24 protein-coding genes and 1 pseudogene are annotated in these 23,338 nt (G+C 40.9%); 12 read left to right on the top strand and 13 right to left on the bottom strand.

Going from position 1 to position 23,338, the window contains the following annotated elements:
* Positions 1 to 12: 12 nt before the first annotated feature.
* From J2Z69_RS09690 to J2Z69_RS09670, 5 genes are all read left to right on the top strand, one after another.
* Entirely contained in the window at positions 13 to 1,005 is a 993-nt protein-coding gene (locus J2Z69_RS09690) for a dihydrodipicolinate synthase family protein (protein WP_209861568.1), read from the top strand.
* 186 nt (positions 1,006 to 1,191) lie between these two features.
* Positions 1,192 to 2,034 carry an aldo/keto reductase gene (locus tag J2Z69_RS09685; RefSeq protein WP_209861566.1) on the top strand — a complete coding sequence of 281 codons (843 nt, stop codon included), beginning with the start codon at positions 1,192 to 1,194 and terminating at the stop codon, positions 2,032 to 2,034.
* Between the two features lie 158 nt (positions 2,035 to 2,192).
* Entirely contained in the window at positions 2,193 to 3,410 is a 1,218-nt protein-coding gene (locus tag J2Z69_RS09680; protein ID WP_245339170.1) for an MFS transporter, read from the top strand.
* 43 nt (positions 3,411 to 3,453) lie between these two features.
* The gene (locus tag J2Z69_RS09675) at positions 3,454 to 4,011 is read left to right on the top strand and encodes a GNAT family N-acetyltransferase (RefSeq protein ID WP_245339167.1); all 558 of its coding nucleotides are present in this window, start codon (positions 3,454 to 3,456) and stop codon (positions 4,009 to 4,011) included.
* A gap of 54 nt (positions 4,012 to 4,065) precedes the next feature.
* The gene (locus J2Z69_RS09670) at positions 4,066 to 4,470 is read left to right on the top strand and encodes an ASCH domain-containing protein (protein ID WP_209861562.1); all 405 of its coding nucleotides are present in this window, start codon (positions 4,066 to 4,068) and stop codon (positions 4,468 to 4,470) included.
* 224 nt (positions 4,471 to 4,694) lie between these two features.
* On the opposite strand, the gene aac(6') is transcribed toward J2Z69_RS09670, so the two are convergent.
* The 6 genes from aac(6') to J2Z69_RS09640 form a co-directional block, all read right to left on the bottom strand.
* Positions 4,695 to 5,129, bottom strand: a complete 435-nt coding sequence (gene aac(6') / locus J2Z69_RS09665) for an aminoglycoside 6'-N-acetyltransferase (RefSeq protein ID WP_209861560.1) — start codon at positions 5,127 to 5,129, stop codon at positions 4,695 to 4,697.
* A 29-nt stretch (positions 5,130 to 5,158) separates the two neighbouring features.
* The gene (locus J2Z69_RS09660; protein ID WP_209861558.1) at positions 5,159 to 5,635 is read right to left on the bottom strand and encodes a copper amine oxidase N-terminal domain-containing protein; all 477 of its coding nucleotides are present in this window, start codon (positions 5,633 to 5,635) and stop codon (positions 5,159 to 5,161) included.
* 126 nt (positions 5,636 to 5,761) lie between these two features.
* The gene (locus J2Z69_RS09655; RefSeq protein ID WP_209861556.1) at positions 5,762 to 7,609 is read right to left on the bottom strand and encodes an ABC transporter ATP-binding protein; all 1,848 of its coding nucleotides are present in this window, start codon (positions 7,607 to 7,609) and stop codon (positions 5,762 to 5,764) included.
* Positions 7,610 to 7,611: 2 nt separating this feature from the next.
* Complete coding sequence (locus J2Z69_RS09650; RefSeq protein WP_209861554.1) at positions 7,612 to 8,220, bottom strand: TlpA family protein disulfide reductase; 609 nt, start codon at positions 8,218 to 8,220, stop codon at positions 7,612 to 7,614.
* 21 nt (positions 8,221 to 8,241) lie between these two features.
* A complete protein-coding gene (locus J2Z69_RS09645) occupies positions 8,242 to 8,754 on the bottom strand; it encodes a MauE/DoxX family redox-associated membrane protein (protein ID WP_209861552.1) in 513 nt (170 codons plus the stop codon).
* Between the two features lie 504 nt (positions 8,755 to 9,258).
* Positions 9,259 to 9,402 (bottom strand): hypothetical protein, encoded by a 144-nt coding sequence (locus tag J2Z69_RS09640; protein WP_209861550.1) that lies wholly within the window; start codon positions 9,400 to 9,402, stop codon positions 9,259 to 9,261.
* A 515-nt stretch (positions 9,403 to 9,917) separates the two neighbouring features.
* Between J2Z69_RS09640 and J2Z69_RS19290 the strand changes: the two genes are divergently transcribed.
* Together J2Z69_RS19290 and J2Z69_RS09635 are read left to right on the top strand one after the other, a co-directional pair.
* Complete coding sequence (locus tag J2Z69_RS19290; protein WP_281069396.1) at positions 9,918 to 10,052, top strand: hypothetical protein; 135 nt, start codon at positions 9,918 to 9,920, stop codon at positions 10,050 to 10,052.
* 123 nt (positions 10,053 to 10,175) lie between these two features.
* Complete coding sequence (locus J2Z69_RS09635; protein WP_209861548.1) at positions 10,176 to 10,532, top strand: hypothetical protein; 357 nt, start codon at positions 10,176 to 10,178, stop codon at positions 10,530 to 10,532.
* 149 nt (positions 10,533 to 10,681) lie between these two features.
* Here the strand turns inward: J2Z69_RS09635 and J2Z69_RS09630 are convergent, their stop codons facing one another.
* Positions 10,682 to 12,148, bottom strand: coding sequence for an Ig-like domain-containing protein (locus tag J2Z69_RS09630; protein ID WP_209861545.1), 1,467 nt, complete (start codon positions 12,146 to 12,148; stop codon positions 10,682 to 10,684).
* A 242-nt stretch (positions 12,149 to 12,390) separates the two neighbouring features.
* Positions 12,391 to 12,651, bottom strand: a complete 261-nt coding sequence (locus J2Z69_RS09625; protein ID WP_209861543.1) for an Ig-like domain-containing protein — start codon at positions 12,649 to 12,651, stop codon at positions 12,391 to 12,393.
* A 496-nt stretch (positions 12,652 to 13,147) separates the two neighbouring features.
* On the opposite strand from J2Z69_RS09625, the gene J2Z69_RS09620 reads away from it, so the two are divergent.
* A complete protein-coding gene (locus J2Z69_RS09620) occupies positions 13,148 to 13,957 on the top strand; it encodes a DUF817 domain-containing protein (RefSeq protein WP_209861541.1) in 810 nt (269 codons plus the stop codon).
* 47 nt (positions 13,958 to 14,004) lie between these two features.
* Positions 14,005 to 14,403, top strand: coding sequence for a hypothetical protein (locus tag J2Z69_RS09615; RefSeq protein ID WP_209861539.1), 399 nt, complete (start codon positions 14,005 to 14,007; stop codon positions 14,401 to 14,403).
* A gap of 281 nt (positions 14,404 to 14,684) precedes the next feature.
* Here the strand turns inward: J2Z69_RS09615 and J2Z69_RS09610 are convergent, their stop codons facing one another.
* From J2Z69_RS09610 to J2Z69_RS09600, 3 genes are all read right to left on the bottom strand, one after another.
* Positions 14,685 to 14,846 carry a hypothetical protein gene (locus tag J2Z69_RS09610; RefSeq protein ID WP_209861537.1) on the bottom strand — a complete coding sequence of 54 codons (162 nt, stop codon included), beginning with the start codon at positions 14,844 to 14,846 and terminating at the stop codon, positions 14,685 to 14,687.
* A gap of 74 nt (positions 14,847 to 14,920) precedes the next feature.
* Positions 14,921 to 16,750 (bottom strand): hypothetical protein, encoded by a 1,830-nt coding sequence (locus tag J2Z69_RS09605; protein WP_209861535.1) that lies wholly within the window; start codon positions 16,748 to 16,750, stop codon positions 14,921 to 14,923.
* Positions 16,751 to 17,045: 295 nt separating this feature from the next.
* Positions 17,046 to 18,845, bottom strand: a complete 1,800-nt coding sequence (locus J2Z69_RS09600) for an Ig-like domain-containing protein (protein WP_209861533.1) — start codon at positions 18,843 to 18,845, stop codon at positions 17,046 to 17,048.
* 275 nt (positions 18,846 to 19,120) lie between these two features.
* Between J2Z69_RS09600 and J2Z69_RS09595 the strand changes: the two genes are divergently transcribed.
* Entirely contained in the window at positions 19,121 to 20,038 is a 918-nt protein-coding gene (locus J2Z69_RS09595; protein ID WP_209861530.1) for an NAD-dependent epimerase/dehydratase family protein, read from the top strand.
* A gap of 61 nt (positions 20,039 to 20,099) precedes the next feature.
* Positions 20,100 to 20,297, top strand: a pseudogene (locus J2Z69_RS09590) (SDR family oxidoreductase); the annotation flags it as partial.
* A 21-nt stretch (positions 20,298 to 20,318) separates the two neighbouring features.
* On the opposite strand, the gene J2Z69_RS09585 reads toward J2Z69_RS09590, so the two are convergent.
* Positions 20,319 to 20,768: a GNAT family N-acetyltransferase gene (locus tag J2Z69_RS09585; RefSeq protein ID WP_209861528.1), complete on the bottom strand. Its 450-nt coding sequence runs from the start codon at positions 20,766 to 20,768 to the stop codon at positions 20,319 to 20,321.
* 183 nt (positions 20,769 to 20,951) lie between these two features.
* Between J2Z69_RS09585 and J2Z69_RS09580 the strand changes: the two genes are divergently transcribed.
* Complete coding sequence (locus tag J2Z69_RS09580; RefSeq protein ID WP_209861526.1) at positions 20,952 to 21,884, top strand: Gfo/Idh/MocA family protein; 933 nt, start codon at positions 20,952 to 20,954, stop codon at positions 21,882 to 21,884.
* A 157-nt stretch (positions 21,885 to 22,041) separates the two neighbouring features.
* Here the strand turns inward: J2Z69_RS09580 and J2Z69_RS09575 are convergent, their stop codons facing one another.
* Positions 22,042 to 23,268, bottom strand: a complete 1,227-nt coding sequence (locus tag J2Z69_RS09575; RefSeq protein WP_245339165.1) for a multidrug effflux MFS transporter — start codon at positions 23,266 to 23,268, stop codon at positions 22,042 to 22,044.
* Positions 23,269 to 23,338: the final 70 nt, after the last annotated feature.

Genomic DNA, 23,338 nt, shown 5'->3' with positions numbered 1-23,338 from the left:
GGCAGTATCGTTATGAAACATCCATCCATCGATCGAGTTCGTCGATTACTGACAGGAGGCCTTATACCTGCAGTTCCTGTGCCGAGGCGAGCAGATCTCACTCTGGATGTTAAAGCACATGAAGCTTACGCTACTTATCTGGCACAGCAAAATATTGCCGGGGTAGCTGTATGGGCTCATACGGGGAGGGGGCTTCATTTACGTTCAGATGAACGCGCTTATATTTTACACAGCTGGCGAAAAGCGCTAAGTTCAGATCGATTAATTATTGCCGGAGTGGGAGCTGCAAAAGAAGAGGATTCCTCACACATCAATCTGGAGGAGCCTTGGCTGGAACAGTGTCTAGCCGTAGCGCAAGAAGCCATTTCATGGGGAGCGGATGCGCTTATGATTCACCCTCCGCTGATATATCAAGTATTGCCTGAGCTAGAAGGGAATCAGGCCATTTATGATTATCATTGTAAGCTGGCTGCACTTGGAACTCCGCTTGTTTTATTTTATTTATACCCCGAAGCTGGAGGTATTCTTTATCCGCCCGCATTGTTGGATCGCCTACTATCCATTCCCGAAGTGGTGGGAATAAAAATGGCATCACTAGATCGAGTCATGGCTTTGCAAGATATATCGTCGCACATCTTACATTATCATGCGGACAAGCTGCTCATTACGGGGGAAGACCGCATGTTCGGATATTCTTGGATGCGAGGAGCTTCATCTGCCTTAGTCGGTATGGGTGCAGCTTACCCTAATATTCAATCGGATCTCATCGAGGCATATCAAATGAAGGATTATGCAAGGTTCATGGAACTCAATCGACGAGTAGAAGGATATGCGGAAGTTGTATTCACGCAACCGATGGACAAATATATTACTCGAATGTTGTGGTGCCTTGTAATTGCGGGTGTTATACCAGAGCATACCGCTTTTGATATCATAGATTATTCTATGTCTAAAGAAGAGATTGACGCGTTAAGACAAGCTATTCACACATATGAAATTTATTAAGGAGTTATATCAGATAATCATTGGCGTGCGCTTTTCACAAGAAATTTATCTGTTTTTGTATAGGATGTATATATTTTTTATAGCATATTATCCGCAAGAATTTCTGGGCTTAATAGAGTGAGAAACTTTCTTTTCGTACGTAAACGTTTTATAATAGAATCCTATCTTATTAAAAGGAGGATTCACATGCCTGCACATCTGCAAGATACAGTGAAGTTGAACAACGGAGTACATATTCCTTGGTTTGGTCTAGGTGTCTGGAAAGTCAAAGAAGGGGACGAGGTTGTCCTATCTGTTAAAAATGCGATTCGCCACGGATATCGAAGCATTGATACGGCTGCTGCCTATCAAAATGAAGAGGGTGTAGGTCAAGGAATTGCTGAAGCCCTTCAAGAGAACAACTTGAAACGTGAAGAACTCTTCATTACGACGAAGGTGTGGAACGCGGATCAAGGATATGAATCCACATTACAAGCTTTGGAGACAAGTCTTACAAAATTGGGTCTCGATTATGTAGATCTTTATCTTATACACTGGCCTGTGAAAGGCAAATATAAAGAAACGTGGAAAGCGCTAGAGCAGCTCTACAAAGACGGAAAAGCAAAAGCTATCGGCGTATGCAACTTCCATGTGCATCATTTAGAAGATCTAGCGGAGGGTTCCGAAATTACCCCTGCATTGAACCAAGTAGAATTGCATCCTTATCTGACGCAGCAAGAACTAAGAGAATATTGTGCGAAAAAGGGCATTCAGATCGAAGCTTGGTCTCCTCTAGCTCAAGGGAAGATCGTGGAGGATAAGACAATACAAGCGATTGGTGATAAATACGGTAAATCTGCTGCTCAAGTCGTCCTTCGGTGGGATCTCCAACATGGCATTGTTACGATTCCGAAGTCTGTTCGTGAAGAACGAATCGTGGCTAACGCCGATATCTTCGATTTCGAATTGACGGCTGAAGATGTGGCCGCGATTGATGCGCTGAATCAAGATGAGCGCACAGGTCCAGATCCAGATAATTTTAATTTCTAGATGTTACAGAGGAAGCGTTCAGCCTTTACGGCTGGCGCTTTTTTTACTTATATCATAGATAAAACAGACTAAGTTTGAGTTTTCTCTTTTAAAAAAGGGGAAATTGTGGCATCATTCCATTACATGTTACTTAGATAAATAGAAATGGAGTGAGAGCCTTGAGTCAAGGTGCTGTTCAGAAGTCGTCGGTAGTAAATGCTACCATTTATCCGATTCTTTTCGCAGTAAGTATGGTCCATCTGTTAAATGATGCGATGCAATCTGCTATATCGGCGTTGTTCCCCGTGCTTCGGGAATCTCTAAGTCTTAGTTACAGTCAAATCGGACTCATTACTTTTGCCATGAATATTACAGCATCCGTGTTGCAACCCGTTGTAGGGATGTATGCAGACATCAGGCCAAGGCCGTATATCCTGCCATTTGGCGTGTGTTTTACTTTATTAGGCGTTGCCATGCTAGCCTTTGCCCCGAATTATGGATGGGTGCTGCTGGCGGTGACATCGGTCGGAATCGGCTCTTCCGTATTCCATCCGGAATCTTCACGTGTAGCTTATTTGGCTGCAGGTCAGCGGCGAGGCTTAGCACAGTCCATTTTTCAAGTAGGTGGAAATTTAGGTGCCTCGCTGGGGCCCATTATGACGGCGTTGATTTTTATCCCTTTAGGACAGTTCAGTGTCATTTACTTCACGGGTGCGGCATTGCTAGCCATTGTTATTCAATATAACGTTGCTCGGTGGTATAAGAGTCAGAATGTACAGCCTCGTCCCAAAAAGGTTATTGGCGCTGTAGTTCGCCGTTCGTTATCGAGACAAAAAGTAATATTAGCCATTACGATACTGGTGCTGCTGATATTTTCTAAAAATGTGTATTCCGTAAGTATTACTAACTTTTATGTATTCTTCTTACATGATCATTTCGGCGTGACGACCCAACGAGCACAGTGGTTTTTGTTTGCTTTTCTAGCGGCTTCGGCCGTTGGAACTTTCTTTGGTGGACCTCTTGCGGATAAATACGGACGCCGTAATGTGATTTGGTTATCTATTCTGGGTACCGCGCCGTTCTCGCTAATGCTGCCTTATGCGAACCTTTTCTGGTCGGTGGTGTTGGTCATGTTGGCTGGACTCATTATGTCATCCGCTTTTTCGATTATTGTAGTCTATGCTCAGGAACTGCTTCCAGGTAAAGTGGGCCTCGTATCGGGTCTGTTCTTCGGACTTGCCTTTGGTCTGGGAGGAATTGGGTCGGCTGTCCTAGGAAAAGTAGCTGATGTAACAAGTATTGTTACTGTGATGAAAATCTGCGCCTTTTTGCCTTTGATTGGCTTGTTGACTGTATTCCTGCCCAAAGACAAAGAGTTGAAACAGGAAATCATCTAGAAGAGTAAGAATGGATCGGGAAGGGGAGCTTGAGAGCATAATGATGAGTTTACAAGGAAAGCAATTGAAATTAAGAAGGATAACTACAGCCGACTTGCCGGTGCTTTACAAATTTATGTATGCAGATTCAAATGTGGAGTGGAAAAAATGGGATGCACCGTATTTCCCTCTCGAGTGGGAGAGCTGGGAAGCTTACGCGGATCGCATGATTCCTTATTTAGAGGATGATTTGAAAGCACATAGTCGATTGGTTATAGAAGTAAAAGGTGAAGTAATCGGTCAGGTAGTATATTACTGGGAGCATGAACCGTCCCTATGGATGGAAACCGGTATTGTTATCTACGACCCAGCCTATTGGAGTGGAGGGTACGGGACAGAGGCTCTCCGCCTATGGATGGGCTGGTTATTCAATCAACATCCGATTGCAAGGATTGGGATCACCACATGGTCTGGCAATGTACGTATGATGCGCACTGCTGAGAAGATTGGACTCCAAGTAGAAGGCCGTATGCGTAAATGTAGAATCGTGAACGGAGAACATTTTGACTCGATCCGAATGGGCATTCTTCGGGAAGAATGGGAAGAGATGTATGGGGTCTAGAACGAACAACTATAATAAGCATCTATAACAAGCACAGAAAGCAGGGACTATTTAATGTCAGATGTTCAAATCCATCCGTATTCAATGATTTTTGGTTGGGAAGATGATGAAGGACTGGGCGCACAGCTCATTGAACAAATTATTCGAGGAGAAAAGACAGCAACTTGTGCACTAAAAGAGGACTACACAGAAGAGGAGCTTCGAAATACATACGTACCGGTAGGAAAACTTATAACCGTATATGATAAAGAAGGAACACCGCACTGTAATGTGAAGTTGATCGAAGTATTCGAGACGACCTTTGGTCAGCCCGATCCCAGATTAGTCTATGGGGAAGGCAATGGAACTGATATAGAACAATTTCAAGAAGATCATAGGAAAGCTTGGAGCAACCTCCCTTTTAAGCTGGAAGAGGATTCCATTCTTATTGTTGAATTATTTGAGTTCGTTCAATCTTAAGAAGGAGCGGGATTCCATATGAGCTGAAGTATAGATGTCAAACGTTGTACAAACAAAATACCTTCAAGATAGGCTCCATATCCTCCGATAGGGTTGCTTCTCTTAAAGGTATTTTAAGTTTTGATGCAGTCGGGTAGTCAATACTTGAATTCCTTCAAAAGTTACATTAATTAAATTAACTTGCGTCCTTTTATTAAAGTTTGGATTTTTAACCCCACACCTACTTACAAATCTTTTTTGAAACAAATAATACGGTTGGCCTCAGTAAATCCCAATTTTAAATGCATGGCCAAGCTTTCTTCATTTTTCAATTCGCAGTCACTAGCAAACTCGCTGCAACCTTTTTTCCTAGCCCAATTCTCACAGGCATTAACTAACTTTTTAGCAAATCCTTGTTGACGAAACTTTTCTTTTACAAATAGTCCCTCTAAGTAACCCACTGGACTTGAGCCTGTCCCTTCGACATAATCATATCGCAGTTGACATTGTGAAAACCCGATCGCGTCACTGCCAAAGTAAACTATGAAAATGATAGAGTCAGGTCTAGAAATAAGAAGATTCATTTCTTGAATACATTCTTCTATTGTGTGATCCGGCCAAAGTAGCAAGGCGAGATTTGCAACTTCATATACTTCCTGTATTGATGCCTCTTTTAACATAATACCTCCAAAATATTTAGCGAGCCCGTTTATTTTCTAGAACTATAGATGCTTATTGTGGAAGTAGCCCTATTCCAGTCAACTTTTGCTCCTAACGATTCCAATACACATCGAAGTGGAACCATAAATGTACCCTTGTGCATGGTGGCAGGAGTACTTAAATGAATAGTCTTGTTATTCGTCCCGTCACTAATTAATGCTGAGCTACTTCCGATTGTTATTTCGATACTTGTCCGTCCTCGGGTGGCTGTAGCCGTCTGAGTCTCTTCGTTATAAAGTACCTGTGTTCCAAGCAGATTGAACATGGCTCGCATGGGCATAAGGGTAGTCCCTTGCATTAACATTGCAGAGGGTTGAAGATGCTGCTTCATTCCATTGAATTCGATGCCGGGATAGGCGGAGGAAGAAGCGCTAACAGATGGTGCGGAAGAAGATATGACAAAGGTCATAAATAAGGCGGAAGATATAACTATTAAAGTTAGCATTTTCGTGGATGCTCTTAACAAGACTAACACTCCATTCTTTGATTTATTCTAGTATAGTAATTCTATTGTATAGAAGTTACCCTACTGAAAACGAACAGAATCGCAGAAAATTTGCTGAAGATCAGAGATTATTCCCCCAAGCTTACATTATCCTACCTTCTCATCTGTATACCATTTCGCTTGTAGACGGAACATTTGTGCATAAGGTCCATCTGCATTCATCAAAGTTGAATGATGGCCGTCTTCTACGATTTTGCCGTTTCGAAGCACGAGAATTCGATCTGCCATACGGCAGCTGCCCAGTCTATGAGAGATGAAGATGGAAGTTTTACCTTCCGATAAATCTATAAATCTTTCGAATACAGCAGCTTCAGCCATAGGGTCGAGTGCAGCCGTAGGTTCATCTAACACCACAACCTCGGCATCTCTTAAAAAAGCGCGGCTTAAAGCAATCTTTTGCCACTGTCCTTGGGAGAGCTCTTGTCCCTCCCCAAATGCATGCCCGAGATCGGTATCATATCCATGAGGGAGCATAGCTGCAATTTGATCAGCTTGCCCTTTGAATGCAGCCCGCTGAATAAGTTCGTCCTGGTCCATCGTAAGAATACTACCTAGGCCTATATTCTCTCTTAGAGGGAATTGATAGCATACGTAGTCTTGAAATGTAGCGCTGATGGATTCACTCAATACTGCGGGATCGATATGCTGGATATTTACGCCTCCGTAACAAATGTTGCCTTTTACGGGCTTGTACAAGCCAAGTAAGCATTTTACTAAGGTGCTTTTTCCCGCTCCATTATCTCCCACAATAGCAATCTTCTCGCCAGGTCTGATCTGTAGGGAGATGTTGTCTAAAATCCATTCGGAACGATTAGGATATTTAAAATAGAGATTGTTCACTTCAATTCCTTGGTGCTGGAGGCCAGTATAGATCTTATAGACGTCAGGGCGATCTTCTTCAGGAAGTTCAAGATAGTCATAAATATTACGGACATATAAAGCACTCTCATAAATGTTAGAGATACGATTCGTGATGACAAAAAGATAACCTTGAGAACTGCTCATAGCTTGTACTAGGGCTACATAACTACCGATCGTCATTCGGCCGAGCGAACTGGTCCAGATCAAGAAGCCTATGGCTGCACTTTGCAACAACTTGGAGAGACCATCGACACGTAATACAGACCAGGCTGAACGCTTTTGGAGTGCAATTTGTTCATTTGCATTTTGCCAATAATAATGACGAACCTTATCTAACAAATAAGGGGTCAAATTGAAGATTCGCAGTTCTTTGGCAGAGTCTCGTTTGGTCATGAGTCCCATTAAATAATTGATTTTGCGGACAGCTGTGGTCTGCTGAAACATCTGATGAAATCTTAATTTTCCGATGCTGAGATGAATTAAGAGACTGGGAATCATAATAAGCAAGAACCCTAACCCAAGAATGAAGTGAAATTGAAATAGTACATATAAGAAACCTGTAATAGAAAGTACACTTTGCAAAATATGCAAAATGGCTTCAATAAATCCTATTCCTCGATCTCCATTCAAGCTTTGCGCACGTTCATACTTGTCATAATATTCGGCAGAATCAAAATAGACGAGAGGGAGTCTAGAGGATTTTAGAGCAATTTCTTGATCAAAATGATAATTCATTTTAAGTTTGATTCTAGTTAGTATAACTTGATATGCAGGCTGAAGAATAATAGAAATGAGTTGAAGACTAAGGACCGCTGAGAGCCAACCAAGTGCAACGTTGATACCCTGACTACGCTGTCCAATGATTCTAGTTACTTCATCTACCAGATTTTTTGTTAGAAAAATATCGAGTACAGGTAGTGTAGCCGTTGCAAGATTAATCAGAATGGCGAGAATTAAGGAAGGCATCGCTATTTTAGTCATGGTGCGCAGCAGCCGCATTATACTCTCGAACACAATGACTGATTTTTGCAGCTTTATTAGTAGAGATGGTTTGGAGTGGGGAGGAGTTGTCATGCCTAAGCTCCCTTCAGAAAACGGGCTTTCTTCTTAGAAGATGATGGTGAATCCAAAGCGGAGCCTTTCTCGACTAACATATTAAAAGCGGGTAAGGTCGATGAAATCCCTTTGTAACCTACCTTTAATTCTGAGTTCATAATGTAAGCAAATGGGGTGGCAGGTATACCAATCTGGTGGAATTGTTCAGATGAGATCGAAGTGACTTGGAAAGGAATTTCATTTTCCTCTTGCACGTGACGTGCATATTCAGGATCCCCTTCAATTACAAGTACGAAATGGTACTGACTATGTTTTTCTGAAATTTGGGTTAGGAGCGGGTAGACCGTCTTGCATGTAGAGCAGAAAGAGGAAGTGAATAAAACAATGCTTCCTAGTGTATCTTTCTTATTCCAAAGTATGTTCTTTCCTTGGGTATCTTGAAGATCTAAGGCGTAGAATGGGTCACCCACAGGAATTCCTTCATGACTTAAAGGGAGATCTTTGGGCAACATGTTATACAGCACTTGATTTAAATCCAATAATTTCTTATTCATATGTAGAACTATTGCAATCAGAACCACTACTACACCCCATAATGCACTATAAGATAACAGATAAGGTGAACTCATTTCAATTCCTCCTTCAGGCATTTAGATTGAATGCCATTTTTTGTGCAAGTCTATAACATTTGCAAGTAAAGCATAAATACAGAATATACCTAATGAAAGTAAGAGATAGTAGAGAGAGGAGCTATCTTTCCAAGCGAAAATTGGTTGTATTCCACTCCATCCAATCAGATAGAGCGTCATGGCCGTTATGATTAAGATTTTGAGCAGCGCAACGGGACCAAAACGATCCGGAACCGCACTACCAAAACAGTTACAACTTAAATCCTGCTTGAGCATAATGGATCGAAGATTAAAGAATAAAAATGTCATGAGAAGCAGTAAAGATAGCGTCCATACTAAGCCGATCCCCTTTTGGAAAAATAGTCCTAAAGCAAAACCAACCTCGGCTATAGGTACGACGTATGTAGCTGTTGCAGCTAGGCGTTTGCCTATTAATTGCTCTACCGTATTCTTGAATGTTGTAATGGATAAGAGTTTTAAAAGGCCAGATAATAGCCATATTACGACAAGAAAAGAATGAATGAATATGTACAAAGCAAAATCCTCCTCACCATTTTAAAATAAAAGGGGCGATTCAATCGCCCCCTTTGGGAATAGTACAGCAAAGATATGTACAGCAGATCATAGCTCTAGATCTCCTGTATTATTAATTCGTAACTTCCATGATTTACATAAGATATTGCAAGAAATGAACTAAAATAAGGAGCGAAAATGAAGCGCATTAAGTATTTTAAACAGAACAGCAACCGATTTGATTGTTATAACCCGTTTTTGGATCGAACTGATAGAATACGCGAAGCGACGAATTACTAGAGTAGCACGGAGTGTTACTACACCATGTATAAGCCATTATTCATTCCTCCTTCAAATTTTATTAACTAAGCGCAACAACCATCTGTGTAATAACCTCTGAGGTTATCCCAACTGTAGTGAGTTTTTGAATACCATACGCCATTTGCACTGCATGAACCTGAACCACAATATGCTGGATGCATACTAGTCATCTCCTTAAATTTAATTGATAGATATGGATGAAGGTCAATTCGCTGAACAGCAACCTGATTTCACATAAACATAATTAAATGTATCAAAGGTATAATACACTTTCAAAGAAGAAGGACCAGGATTACCATAGCAAGGCTCTGAGCTACAGTAGGGAGATACAGGTGGAATTCTTGTCATTTTATTCACCTCCTACTATCAAGTTGATAGGTGTTTCATACAAAATATAGCATAAATAGTCGTAAATAATAACATTTATTTTACATAAATAAGGGATAAATTATTATAATATTATATATTTGTAATAATATGTAATCATATAATAGATTTTTTTGTTGAAATAAAGCATTTATAATACATATTTTATAATTGTGTTGTCGAAAGTTGTATAAAATGAATATACATAAAATTTACATAGAACAAGAAAATTATTATTTAACATATATTTTAGAAAATTCTAAAACTATTCTTAGGAAAACTATAAGGAGGCACATTGTTATGAATTCTACGGTTCAATTATACAAAGGCGATAAGGTCGGATTGATTGCTTGTTCAGATGGAATACAACCTGATATATATATTGATTATGTTCAAATGTGATCTACTCCCAAACTTATTTTGGAATGAGTGATTTGCCTGTAATTCTTAATAGCTTTTATGCTTTAGCCCATGGTAAGAGCTATTATTACCAGATTATGAATCTGGTAATGGTAGATGCATTTGATCAAACACATCGCTTTTATCAGACTTTCTTTCAAGGTGGAACCGTTACAATACATTTTAATTATGAATGGCTGGTGGGTAATCAACTAAGCGGTTTTGTGGTCTGAGGGAATATAAGATGTTACTTAAAAATTGCACGAACAAAATATTTCCTGATTCAAGGGTTAAAGTAGTGTTTCTCGAAGCTTCCGACTAGGTTGCATTTAAATAAAAGAAACGAGGAACTGAGCATGCTGCCATTTCCAGAAGAGTTTGAATTTGTTGATTTCTTTGAACAAGAGCCATGTACACTAGATTCAGAAGTTCCGTTTTATTACAATAGGCATACTTATCAATTGGAAAGGGAAAATGGAACCTTGCATTTTGAATTAGAGCCTTCCTATTCTTGGGTTCGTTGCCAGTGGCATCAAGGGGATATAGTGCTCATTGATTTAACTTTGGAAGAAGTGCGAGGGATTAGGCTGGAGAAACGGGCACAAAGAGAATATATTCATATTCTTTTTGCTAACGAAAGCTTAATGAAGCCATTAATAGTTAAGACAAAACCTATTTTTTCGATAATATGGGGAACAGAAGTAAATTGTTAATTATTTCTTGGGAAATATAGTTAAAATGTATAGAGAAATATATTGAATTAGCTGGACTAACTTTATGATTTGAATCAAAGACCCTAGAGTAGAAATGGAAATTCAATTCTCTAGGGTCTTTTTGATGTGAATATAATCTGCATTATAGATTAATGCGATTTTATAGCTACATAAGGTTTGACCACTAGCACAGGAGCTGTAAAGGTTATACCCTTGTATGTGGCAGTAATAGTTGCTGTTCCTGCTTTTATTCCGGTAATATTCCCCTGGGAATCTATGCTAGCAACTGCTGAATTGGAGCTGCTATATTGAGCTTCTGCTGTGGCATTGTGCACTTTTCCATTTCCGTCTTTATATAATGCTACCGTATCTAATGTATCGCCAATCGTGATGGAGTAAGCATCAGAATCAAGATAAAAACTCCCTTGTTGCACGGATGAGGGTCTCAGTTTTAGGGTCTCTAGATGTTGTGAATCAATCGTTGAATAAGTAAGTATGGCTCCTCCATCACTTGTCGCTGAGCCATAGCCCGCGGTCGTGAATCCTGTAACAGTTGGATGATAGGTCCATGCATGGTTCCCTTGACTGGAGACTTTCGTAATATGAAGTTGCCGAGTTCTCTGCGAATCTACTCCAGTGAGAACATAACCACCATCTTTGGCAATAGTGAGATACGTATACTGTACTGAAATTTCGCTACCAAAATTCTGGAAAGGGGTAATCCAGAGTGAATTTCCACCTGCATCTAATCGGTTTAGACCTGAGGAGGTACGTATAATATATCCTCCTTCAGCCACCCGTTCAATCTGTTGGGGGATACCTCCTGAATGATTTGCAATATAACTAGTACCAGCAACCTTACCTTGGGCATTGAGTGTTAAAAGTGCGGAAGTAGTCGCATAGTTTTGGTTAGGATCTTGGAGGGTAAGACCAACTGCGATATAGCCGCCTTCTGGCTTTTCGATAACATCGCTAATCTCTTGCCCAGGATAATCAGTAAGCGTGGTGATCCATACATCAGATCCTTGACTATCTGTTTTGAATAGGACGGGACCTGCATGATTCACCGAATTCGAGATAGAAGCAGTTAATATTAAACCCCCATCTTGCGTTTCGCGTACACGTTGAATGGACTCACCGGATGGATGAGTTGTGAACCGTCTACTCCACTGATATTGTCCAGATGAATTTACTTTGAGTAAGTAAGAATGAGATGATTCAGCACTCTCCTTCACATACCCACCAACAACATAACCGCCATCACGTGTCTGAATGATATCTTGTGCTGTAACAGCACTTCCAGCCTCTAGACGAGGTTCTTGTATTCTTTTTGCCCAATCAAGTTGGCCTTGATTTGTTAATTTGTTGAATTCTAGCGTAGTACGATAGGGAGTATCTCTAGTCATACGATTCCCTAACGTGAGATAGCCTCCATCTAATGTGGGAATGACCTTCACAGCCTTATTCACATGCGTACTTGTACTAAGGAGAATGGACCAATCTTCTTCTAAAGCATTGTTCGCGGCATGACTCGTGTTGGGGATACTTAGGGTGAGGAGAAGACCTGTAACGATGGAAAATAGAGAGATGGAACGTGACCAATAATTTTTTTTCAAAGTCATCACTCCTTCATGAAATGTAAATTTCATTCTAATTATGGAATACATAAGGAGAGTGAACTAGGTACGTAGAGGTTCATTCTTGTATTACTTTAGTGGGGATTATATAAAGAGGATGAGTTAGGGATATGGACTCAAATCTGTGGATACAAAAAAGGCAGAGTAGCAAGTGAAGAAACACTTGATACATCTACCTTTTGGTGAAAAAGAAAGATTCATGTCGGGTTAATAAACAATGCCTAAGGAGTAGGATGATAGGGAGGCACTACAAGAATAGTAGCCGTATATTGCAGTCCATTTAAGGATGCAGTAATACGGGTAGATCCTTTGCTAACGCCTGTGATATTTCCTTGAGCATCAATAGTTGCTACAGCCGGATTATCGCTCTTAAATGTAGCATTTGTTACTTTAGTGACTTGTCCTGTGAGGTCCTTCACCCAAGTGACCGTATCAAAGGTATCACCGATGGTGATAGAGTATTCTGCTGAGTCTAAGTACAAGGACAGGGGGAATCAGATTTCACTTCAGAAAAAGTAGGTACTTGATCTTTTACTGAAAGTATAGTTATGGTGTTTTTTGAATTGTCACTATTAGGATTATTCGTGTAGTGTCCATTTACATCTTTTTATATTACTTAAGGTCTATATAGCTTTTATTAATAGTAGTGTTTAAAACTTCTCTAAATAAAGCTGATGAAGTAAAGTTAATAGTAAAGCTATATATTCCATTTCCTTACACTGAAAAGCATCCTCAATGATATACTATACATAAAGTAATGAATTAACTTTAAAAAGGTGATAGATAAGGAGAAATGATTAGTACACTTCCGAGTATCCATCCACATACAACAATTTGAGCAATTGAACCATTACCATGAAATATTTTGCTCCTAGCCAATCCAGATCGGATTTTAATCGAGTGATAATACTAGTGAATTTTTGTCATCTATAAATATATGAACTTGGCACCTATACATAATTACTCGAGGTGAACACTGTGCGTAAGGCATTAAGAAATTTGTGGGTTTTTGGGAGAGAAGAAGCATTATCTTGTATATTTCCTGTCATTATTTTCGCTTCACTTGGCTTAACCAAACTAGTTCATCTGCCCTATATTCCGAGATATGATCTAATATTATTGATCTGTTTAATTGCTCAAGCCGGTATGTTGTTTTTTAAGCTGGAATCTTTGGATGAGTTCAAAGTTATTTGTCTATTCCATATCATTGGACTAGCTTTAGAATTGTATAAGGTACATATGGGGTCATGGGCTTACCCAGGTCCAGGTTATACCAAAATATGGGGTGTTCCGCTCTATAGTGGATTTATGTATGCGAGTGTAGCCAGTTATATATGTCAAGCTTGGCGCAGGCTCCACCTAAGCATGACGGGATGGCCGCCTTCGTTCTGGCCTTGGCTTATAGGTATTGCTATATATGCGAACTTTTTTACTCATCACTATATTGGAGATTACAGATACGTTCTGATAGCTGTTCTGATCATTGTGTTCGCAAGGACACAGGTTCATTATCAATTAGAGGAAAGTTCGTTTCGAATGCCTATGGTTTTAGGTTTTTTCTTGGTTGGTTTCTTTATTTGGATTGCGGAGAACATCTCTACCTTGCTCGGGGCTTGGCGCTATCCTAATCAGACTGCGGCTTGGGCCATGGTTCATCTGGGCAAAATTACATCTTGGTTCCTACTAGTTGTCATTAGCATTATTATTGTAGCTCAACTTAAGCATATCAAGGGTGAAAGAGACCGACGTAAAGTACTACCCAAAGCACAGCAAGAAATTTCTTCATGAACCCGATGGATGGTATGTAACAAAATATGTCATTAGGGAGTGACGGCATGAGAAAATCACAAGGTTACGCGTACTATTTACTGTGGATGATTGGAGCCATTCTACTCGTCTACTATGGAAATCAATATTTAAATGAGGTAGCGAATCACACCGGGCGTAATCAACAGACAAAAGTGTTGGGTACTCTAGCACTGTACTCCTTGTTCTGTGGAATCTATGTAAGTCTTATCTATGGATTTCCTGGACGCTCCAAATTTAATAAGCCGATTTTTATCTCTATTTTCATCCCTAGTTTTGTATTGTTAGTATATAGTCTGGTCTCGGCCTATATGAAATTGCCCGCAATACCACATTATGCGGAAATCACGGGACGTCATGGACAGTTTTTCTTTGGAGTGATTTGCGGTATAGCATTAGTGAAAAGCCTATTTGATACAAGAAAATAAATTGAATAAAGAATAAAGGGGACCTACAGCTCAGCCTAATTGGCAATGCAATAGGTCCCTTATCCATTTAATTGCTACTAGTTCCTTTTTAGATTCTGTTAAGAACCAGTATGCATTGTATTGTTTTCCGATGAGAGCCAAACCAAATAATACATTCTGTTATCTATCATTTCTATACTTGCATAGATTTCTCTTGTTAAAGATCCGTGTGTCTTTATCATTGTTAATTCAAATAGAAGTGAATAAGCTAATTTGGCATCTGTTGTTTTATATCCATCATATTATATATACTCTTGTGCTTCATAGATGGATGAGATGGTTTTGGTTTCTTTATACCATAGGACGGTCTTATAGATATCATCCCTGACACTATCCCCGCTTGTACCATACCATATAAATTCAGGGTAACTGTTTACTCCTGAAATTTTTTTATCATTCGACATAGATAGTTGCCCACCTTAATAAATGTATAAAGAAAAAAGGGCAATGTGCTGGCCCTTTTCTCTTAAAATTTCGCTTAGGATGCAGGAGATACTATTGAAGCATCTTGAGTGGAGACGCGAGCTTTCACGACTTGAACTTTGGCGGAAGTATAGCTTCCTTTATAATAAGCATAAATGGTAGTTTCTCCTAATTTTTTACCTATTAAATTTCCGTTGGCATCGATATAAGCAATATCGGGATGGGTGCTTTTATACGTAGCATTCGCTGTGATGTCTTTGTTCACATATTCAGGATAATACTCCGTCAATTGAAGATGGATGTCGAAGGAATCTCCTACTAAAATCGAATAACTAGATGAATCCAACTGCAAAAGTCCAGAAATGGGATCTAGCTCATCCGAATCTTTAGAGAAGACAGTTACGTCAAGTTCAGCAGTATGACCTTGATAGGTGGCTTGAATAGTAGTAGAACCAGCTTCTATAGCTGTTACTCGGCCCACTTCATTACTACTTGCTAGATTTGGATTAAGAGATACATAGCTTGCTAGACTGGATATATCCTCTGTAGAGCCATCGGCGTAGGTGGCAATCAACCTGTTTGGAGCAGAACTACCTACTTTTAACTTCAATGGATTGTCCGCAAAATGAAGAGTTTGAAGTTCTTGCTGAGGAGCAGGTGAAGATGTAAACGGTAACAATTTTATGGCCTGAAGCTTATAATTTAGTTCGCGTTGAATCGTACCCGGGAAAAGGTAACCACCATCTGGGGTTAAAATAGCTTTGCCTGTTCCTGTAAGTTTAGCACCTTTGAACCTTGCTTGATCTAAGATTATTCCATCTGCTGTTAAGGTAAGTAGGGAGTACTCAGTCCGATTATTAGGATAGCTCCCTAATGAATTGCTACCTAGCAGTGCGTAGCCATCCTTTGTATTCACTACATTATTAAATGAATCGGTGACGATGCTAGGATCAAGACTCTTTTCCCATTGTACCTGACCATCTAGCCCAATCTGGGTAAGCACTTGTATATTTTGTTGTTGTACCGTTTTGCGACTAGCAATAAGATATCCTTTCGCTTTGGAAGGGGTTACGGCATAAGCATACCGGTTCGTATAGGGATCGGAATAGATATGGTCCCATACTTTCTCTCCTTGTTCATTCACTTTAATAGCCAGAGTTGCATCTTCGTAACCTGTACTATAGTCGGGGGTATTCAGCGCGCCTACCGCCACATACCCTCCATCCTGAGCAGGAAGAAGATCGTTGAAATATTGGCTATCACCATAATGAAATTTTTTGTACCATATTTCGTTGCCGAGATGGTCTGTTTTAAGAATATATGCTTTTCCATACCCATAATTATTAGCGTAACCAGTCATAACATAACCTCCATCTGAAGATAAGACGATCGTCTTGGGGAAATTATGCATGGATTCATCGGCATGAATTTTTTTCCACAAAAGTTGCCCTTGTCCATCTAATTCAGCAATAAATAAGTGGCTAAGAGGCTCGCCATCTTCAGGAGTAGTGTTCCCGATAATGATATAGTGTCCATCTTTGTTTTGAATGGCTGATGTCGCAGAGGTGGAGGCGAAGGCTTCAAAAGCGATAGTTGTATGCCATTGCTGTTGTCCAGAGCTATCAATTTTAACTATGTAAGCATGTTGTGTACTATATTCTGAGTGTGATTCTTCGGCTTCACGGATTCCTCCTGTAAGAAGATACCCGCCATCCTGTGTCGCAATGACACCTTTTCCTTCGGAAGATATCCCATAATCTTGGGACCATTCTATTACAGGCTGAATCTTCGCTGCGGATGTTTGTTCAGGAACAAGAGCACCTCCCATGCAGCCCCATACTAACGCTGCGATCCATACCTTTTTTAGCCAGCTCATTTTGAACAAAGACACCTCTCCTCCCATAAAATATGATGTTATGCCTAATTATGAAATGTTATATCTATTATTGGAGAACGATGTGAAGTTGTGAATCATACAAATCGATTATATTTAGCCGTAGATCCCAGAAAAAGAAAAGAAAGGGTTTTCTCGGTTCTTGTCGCTTTAACAGGAATACATATAGAACTGGGGCTAGAGACATGGGGAAATCATTAGTTTATTCGCGCAAAAATAAAATCCCTCCAACCATAGACATGGTTACAGGGACCTTATTTTCATGCTCGAAAGTATAAATTTCGCCCTATTCTGAAAGATCCAGAGATTTAGGCACAAAAGAACGAACAACTTGAACGGATGCACTGCCAGCAAGACCTTGGTAGGTAGCTGTCACATGAGCAGTACCGGCATGAATTCCGATGATGTTCCCTTCAGAATCATATACGGCAACGTTCTCATTACTACTTTTAAAAGTGGACTGTCTAGTGACATCATGGACTTTGCCATCTGGTGATTTGTAGAAGACTAGTGTGTCCAGTGAAGTTCCTGCGCTGAGCGAATATTCATCGGAGTCAAGATATACTGAGCCCTGCTTAGGTTCAGGGTCAGCAACTTTAATTTGTATTCGCGCCTCAAGTCCTTGGTAAGAAGCTGTCACTTCAGCATTCCCAGCTTTGATGGCTGTAACTTGTCCCGTGGCATCTACCGTAGCGATGGTAGGATCGATGGAATGATACTGGACCTTTTTAGAGACATCGGTTGTGGTCCCATCTTTAAATATGCCTTGCACAGAAAGAGCTAGATGTTCACCGGATTGAAGCCTGACCTCATTCGTGGAGAAATGGATCTCCTTCAGTGGATTTGCGGCAGGAGGAGTAGTTTCTCGACCAGAGAGTTTAACTAATTCCAGTCTAGTCTGATTGTCACTCGTAATCTGAGAAGGAATGATGAAGCTACCATCGTTTGTGACGACCCCTTTTCCTACCTCTGCAATGTGAGGGCCTCCAAAGACAACATTCCGGATAGCTTCCCCTTGTTTATTTATCTCAAGCACTTCATAGCTACCTTCTTCTTCAGGATAATTTCCTTTTACATTCTGACCAATTAATGCGTAGCCGGCAGGAGTAGGTGATACTTTAGTGAAAACTTCACGATCTGGTGTAGGGTTATAGCTTTTCTCCCATGTTACTTTGCCCTCAGTATCAAGCTTTGATAGCACATTTAATTCTTCTTCTCCATCTTGTTTGCGGCTTGCTAAAATATATCCACCTTCTGGAGTGCTTGCAATAGAAAACGCACTGCGACGTGAGAGTGGATCGGTATACGTTCTTGTCCAGATCGCTTCCCCTTGATTGTTAAGGAGTATAGCAACCGAAGCATCGTCGTCACTCGGTCCGAATACAGAGTTTACGGTGCCTACGACTAAGGTATTCCCATCAGGTGTCACAATAACATCAGAAAAGTATTGATTATCGCCAAAAGTGAACTTTTTATACCACAGTTGTTTGCCAGAAGCATCTGTCTTTAGTACATAGGCAGGAGCTTCCCCAGAAGAGGTAACGCTATATCCGGTAACGACAAAGCCTCCATCAGGCGCTTCTGCCACCGCTTCCCCATATTCATTTGTATAGCCATCTCCATAATTTTTTTCCCATGCTAGCTTACCGTTTGCATCAAGCTTAGCTAGATAAATCTCATTATGTGGTCGCCCGCCCGTAGTGGAAGTTGATCCACTGACAATATATCCGCCATCTTGAGTCTGACTTGCCCGGTAACCGTAGGTATATTCGGCGTAATAGAATCCTAGCTTTTGTTCCCATTGCTTGATTCCCGCCGCATCTGTCTTAATAACATAGCCCTTCTGAAGCCCCGACCCCGATGAACTGCGATCTTCCACATCTCCTGCCGCGATATAGCCTCCATCGGAGGTGGGATTAATACTTCTTCCAGATGAAATACTGTTCGGACCTGCGTAGTGCTGAGACCACTCTACGATAGCGGAACTTTGATTCACTTCGGCATGAGTAATGTCGGCACCAAGAACCGAACTTACGAGCAGGCTTGCAACCACATAGATCGACTTTTGCAAATGGCGTTTTAACAAATAAGATGACACTCCCTTCAATTCATTGTTCAGATGGTAGAGAATCGTTCATGTAAGAGGAATGATTGCGAAATAGAGAGAGAAATGTTGATTAATAATATATAAACGAAAGTCCAGCACATGCAATCATTATTAGGGAAGGGCTCTCATTTAGATATCCCTCTAAATTCATATTTTTCCTATAGGAAGTTGTACTCACAAAATAGGCAAAGATATAATAGATGGATACAAAGGATGAGTACCTGTTGATTATAAAATAGAAATGAGGGAGCTTTATGGGGAAGATATTGATACTTGGAGGAACTCGGTTTTTCGGAAAAAGATTAGTAGAACTACTGCAGCAGGAAGGTAGTCATGAAATCACAGTGGCGACACGGGGACATAATATACCGGATATTGGGCCTTCCATTAAGCATGTCATCATAGATCGTACTCGGCCTGAAGATATAAAGCGTGTGGCACAGCTTGAGAAATGGGATTGCGTATATGACAATATCTGTTACTCTTCCAATGAGGCGCTAGCTTCGGTCAAAGCTTTTCAAAGCCAACCTATTCGTTATATCTTGACCTCTACCTTGTCCGTGTATGATCCCGAACAAGAACTATTGAGAGAAGATAGATTCGACCCTTACTCGTATCCCATTCAAATGGGTGACAAAGATCAGTTCAGTTATCAAGAAGGAAAACGCCAAGCCGAAGCTGTATTTGCTCAGCGAGCTGACTTCGCTTTCACTGCAACGAGAATTCCTATTGTGCTAGGTCCAGATGATTACACTCGGAGACTACATTGGCATGTGGAACGCGTGCAACGAGGGCTCCCGATTGGAATTCCGAACTTGGATGCGCACATGTCTTTTATTCATGCAGAAGAGGTCGCTTCGTTCTTGAGATGGCTCGGTAACCCACAGTCAATTCAAGTGGTCGGGCCTGTAAATGCAAGTGCTCAAGGACAGATGTCCATCCGAGAGATACTATCTCAGGTGGAGAGAATCGCACACATACAAGCTAAAATTACCAACGAATTCAAGAATGAGGATGCCTCTCCTTTTGGTATACCGGATAATTGGGTGATGGATACTACAAAAGCGTCACAAGCCGGTTTTAAATTCAGTCACCTCGCGGATTGGCTTCCTATCCTTACTCAGAATATATGGTATGAAATGGAGCAGCGGATGGAATGGGTAAAAGAGTAGCTCAAGTCTTTGCAAAACATGGCGCCAGCGTTGTCGTAGGCGATGTGCAAGAAGAGACTGTCCAGGATGGATAGCAACCAAAGATTATGCAGGACTTAAGGCAGAAGAACATGAGCAGCATTCTGCGGGGAGAGTAGGTCGCCCTGAGGATATAGCTAAGGCGTGTCTATATCTGACGGATCTAGAGAATACATTTGTCACCGGCACAAATCTAATCATTGATTGGGGCATGACTCGTAAAATGATCTACGAAGAATAGTCTCAGATGGTGGCAGCGGGTTCAAAGCTCCATTTTCATGCCCACATGGGTCGCAACAAATCCATTGCGTGTATAGAAACGCTGCGCATCAGTGCGAATATGAACGGTAGTGAGTTGAAGTACAGTGCATCCTTGTGCTCTGGCAATCTGTGCCGTGTGTTGAATCATCGCTTCGCCGTATCCCTTACTGCGGTAACGGCTGTCGATACGTACTCCTTCAATTTGAGCACTTTTGCGGCCTTGCCAACCTAGCCCGGGAATGATGGTAAGCTGAAGACAGCCGATTATCTGAGCATCCTCTAGAGCAAGAAGGATGGAGTTCCCTGCTTGGGCTTGAATCTCTCGAAAAGCTTGGATGTATACCTCGGGCAAAGGAGATTCATATCTTTCACGGGTCAGGCCTAATTCATCATCAGCTAATAAGCGTACGATTTCGGGAACATCATCTTCTATAGCAAATCTAAATTCCATAATTACGGCCTCCTAGAATTGTAGTCTATTTTAATTCTATATTAATTCTATATTGTACTCTATTTTATAATAGATGGATTATTCTATTCGAGTTCTGCCTACTCTAAGTGGCATGTTACAATTATCCATACACACACTTCTTTTATTATAAAAGAGAATGCATACAGAGGAGGAATCATTAGGATGAAGATAGGAATCATTGGCCTTGGGGATATCGCTCAAAAAGCATACTTGCCCGTAATTACGGCTAGAGAAGACATCGAGATTGTGTTATGTACGCGAAATGCAGATACTCTTCATGCCTTAAGCAACAAATATCGAATTACGCAGCGGGTCACGCAAGTAGAAGACCTGATTGCTCTCAATATAAATGCGGCATTTGTACATACCGCTACAGAATCGCATGGAATTATAGTCAGACAATTACTTGAGGCGGGCGTTCATGTCTACGTAGATAAGCCAATTGCTTACACTTTAGAAGAATCAAGAGCGTTAGTTGAATTAGCGGAAGCGAGAAATCTTATTCTAATGGTTGGGTTCAATCGTAGGTTCGCGCCCTTAGTGGCCGAGATGAAAGAGAAGGAGCCGCGCAGACTTATTTTTTTACAAAAAAACCGACTGCACCATCCAGACTTTGCACGCCGCTTTGTTATGGATGATTTCATTCATGTAGTGGACACGCTTCGCTTCTTAGCTTCAGGTCCTATCCATAGTGTGAAAGTAACTTCTTATATCGAAGGAGGACAACTCTATCATGTCATGCTTCAGCTGGATGGCGAATCCTTCTCGGTTGTAGGGAGTATGAACCGAGATAGCGGGACAGCCGAAGAGATTTTAGAAGTGATGACACCGGGTAACAAATGGATTACACAGAATTTGAATACGGCCATTCATATGCAGGATGGAAAAGAAGTTCATTTAGGATTCAAAGATTGGGATCCCATATTGTATCGGCGAGGGTTCCACCAAATTATTGAAGAATTTATTTCCTCGGTTAAAGAAAATCGCAAGCCGTCCGTGACAGCTCAAGATGCGCTAGAGACCCACAAATTATGTGAGCAGGTACTAGGTCAGTTGTATGCACAAGGCGCTGCTACATGGAAGGAAGCCGAGTAGTCCGCTTCTTGGATGCTACGCTTGTGCTTTGACTCCATCTTTATCAAATTACAATAGTTACACTAAAATAAAAGGTGTCGTTCCTATTCTCTTTCAAGAGGATAAGAATGACACCTTTTATTTTAAAAACACAGTACTTTTATCCATTCTACACACTCTAATGACGAGCCCTATGCACCAACAAGTAATAGCCCAAAATACCCAACAGATTGGCAGTTATCATTACAATCCCCATGGGGAGAGCACTTCCACCTCCACCAATTCCAACTAGTGGAGCACAGGCTGCGCCTAAGATGAACGGCAATAAGCCAAGCAGAGCGGAAGCGCTTCCCGCCGCATCTTGTTGATCTCGCATAGCCAAAGGGAAGCCAGAAGTTCCAACCATCCCTACGGAGGCGATGACGAAGAACAAAGGAATCAATACCCCAAGAATATGAGAGGTAAATATAATGTCGATCAACAATACAGTAGAACCCACCCCTGCAATAATCAGCCCCGTAACGAACAGGGTCTTTTCGCGTACACGTCCCGCTAAGCGTCCTGTCAATTGACTAGCGAATATAATACCAATCCCGTTCACTGCAAAGATCAGACTGTAGACTTGAGGGGTGACGCCATATACGTTTTGCATAACAAAAGATGACCCAGAAATATAAGCAAACATAGCCGCAGATATTAATCCTTGTGCCAAAGTATAGCCCATAAAAACACGGTTACGAATTAGGCGGCCAAAGGTAGTCATAGTCTGCTTCCACCCTCCAGCTACTCGAAGGTGCTTTGGCAAAGTCTCTGGGAGACCCAGGATGACAAGAAGTAACATAAGCACACCTACTGCGAACAATACAACAAAGACGCCCCGCCATGGAAAAATTCTAAGTAATTGTCCACCAATAAGGGGAGCAAGAATGGGAGCCGCTCCATTAATAAGCATTAATAAGGAGAAAAATTTCGTCAGTTCTGTTCCTGAATATAAGTCACGGACTACAGCTTTGGATAGAACAATGCCTGCCGCTCCAGATAACCCTTGTATAAATCTGAGGGCGACTAATGTCTCAATGGTTGGGGCAAAAGCACATAAGAGCGATGATACAGCGTATAGAATCAAGGAAATAATTAAGGGAGAGCGTCTACCTTTAATATCACTAAGAGGTCCAACCACAAGTTGCCCTAAGGCAAGTCCTAGCAAAAAAGCAGTAAGCGTAAACTGAGTTAAGGATTCACTGGTACCAAGGTCAGCGGTTAATTTCGGCAAAGATGGCAGATACATATCAATGGACAACGGTCCAAAAGCCGATAATGAACCTAAAAGAATAGCAATCCATAATCTTCGGAATTTCGTTAATTGAATTACAGGTTTATTTTTAAACGTCGTTGCTTCATTCAAGATGCCTTCACTGTCCTTTCAAGCAGATATCAATGTAACGATTTTGTGTAACCTGACTATTATACTATAG

Origin of the sequence: Paenibacillus shirakamiensis (assembly GCF_017874255.1) — a bacterium.
GTDB lineage: Bacteria > Bacillota > Bacilli > Paenibacillales > Paenibacillaceae > Fontibacillus > Fontibacillus shirakamiensis.
This window is presented reverse-complemented; position numbering and strand designations above follow the sequence as displayed.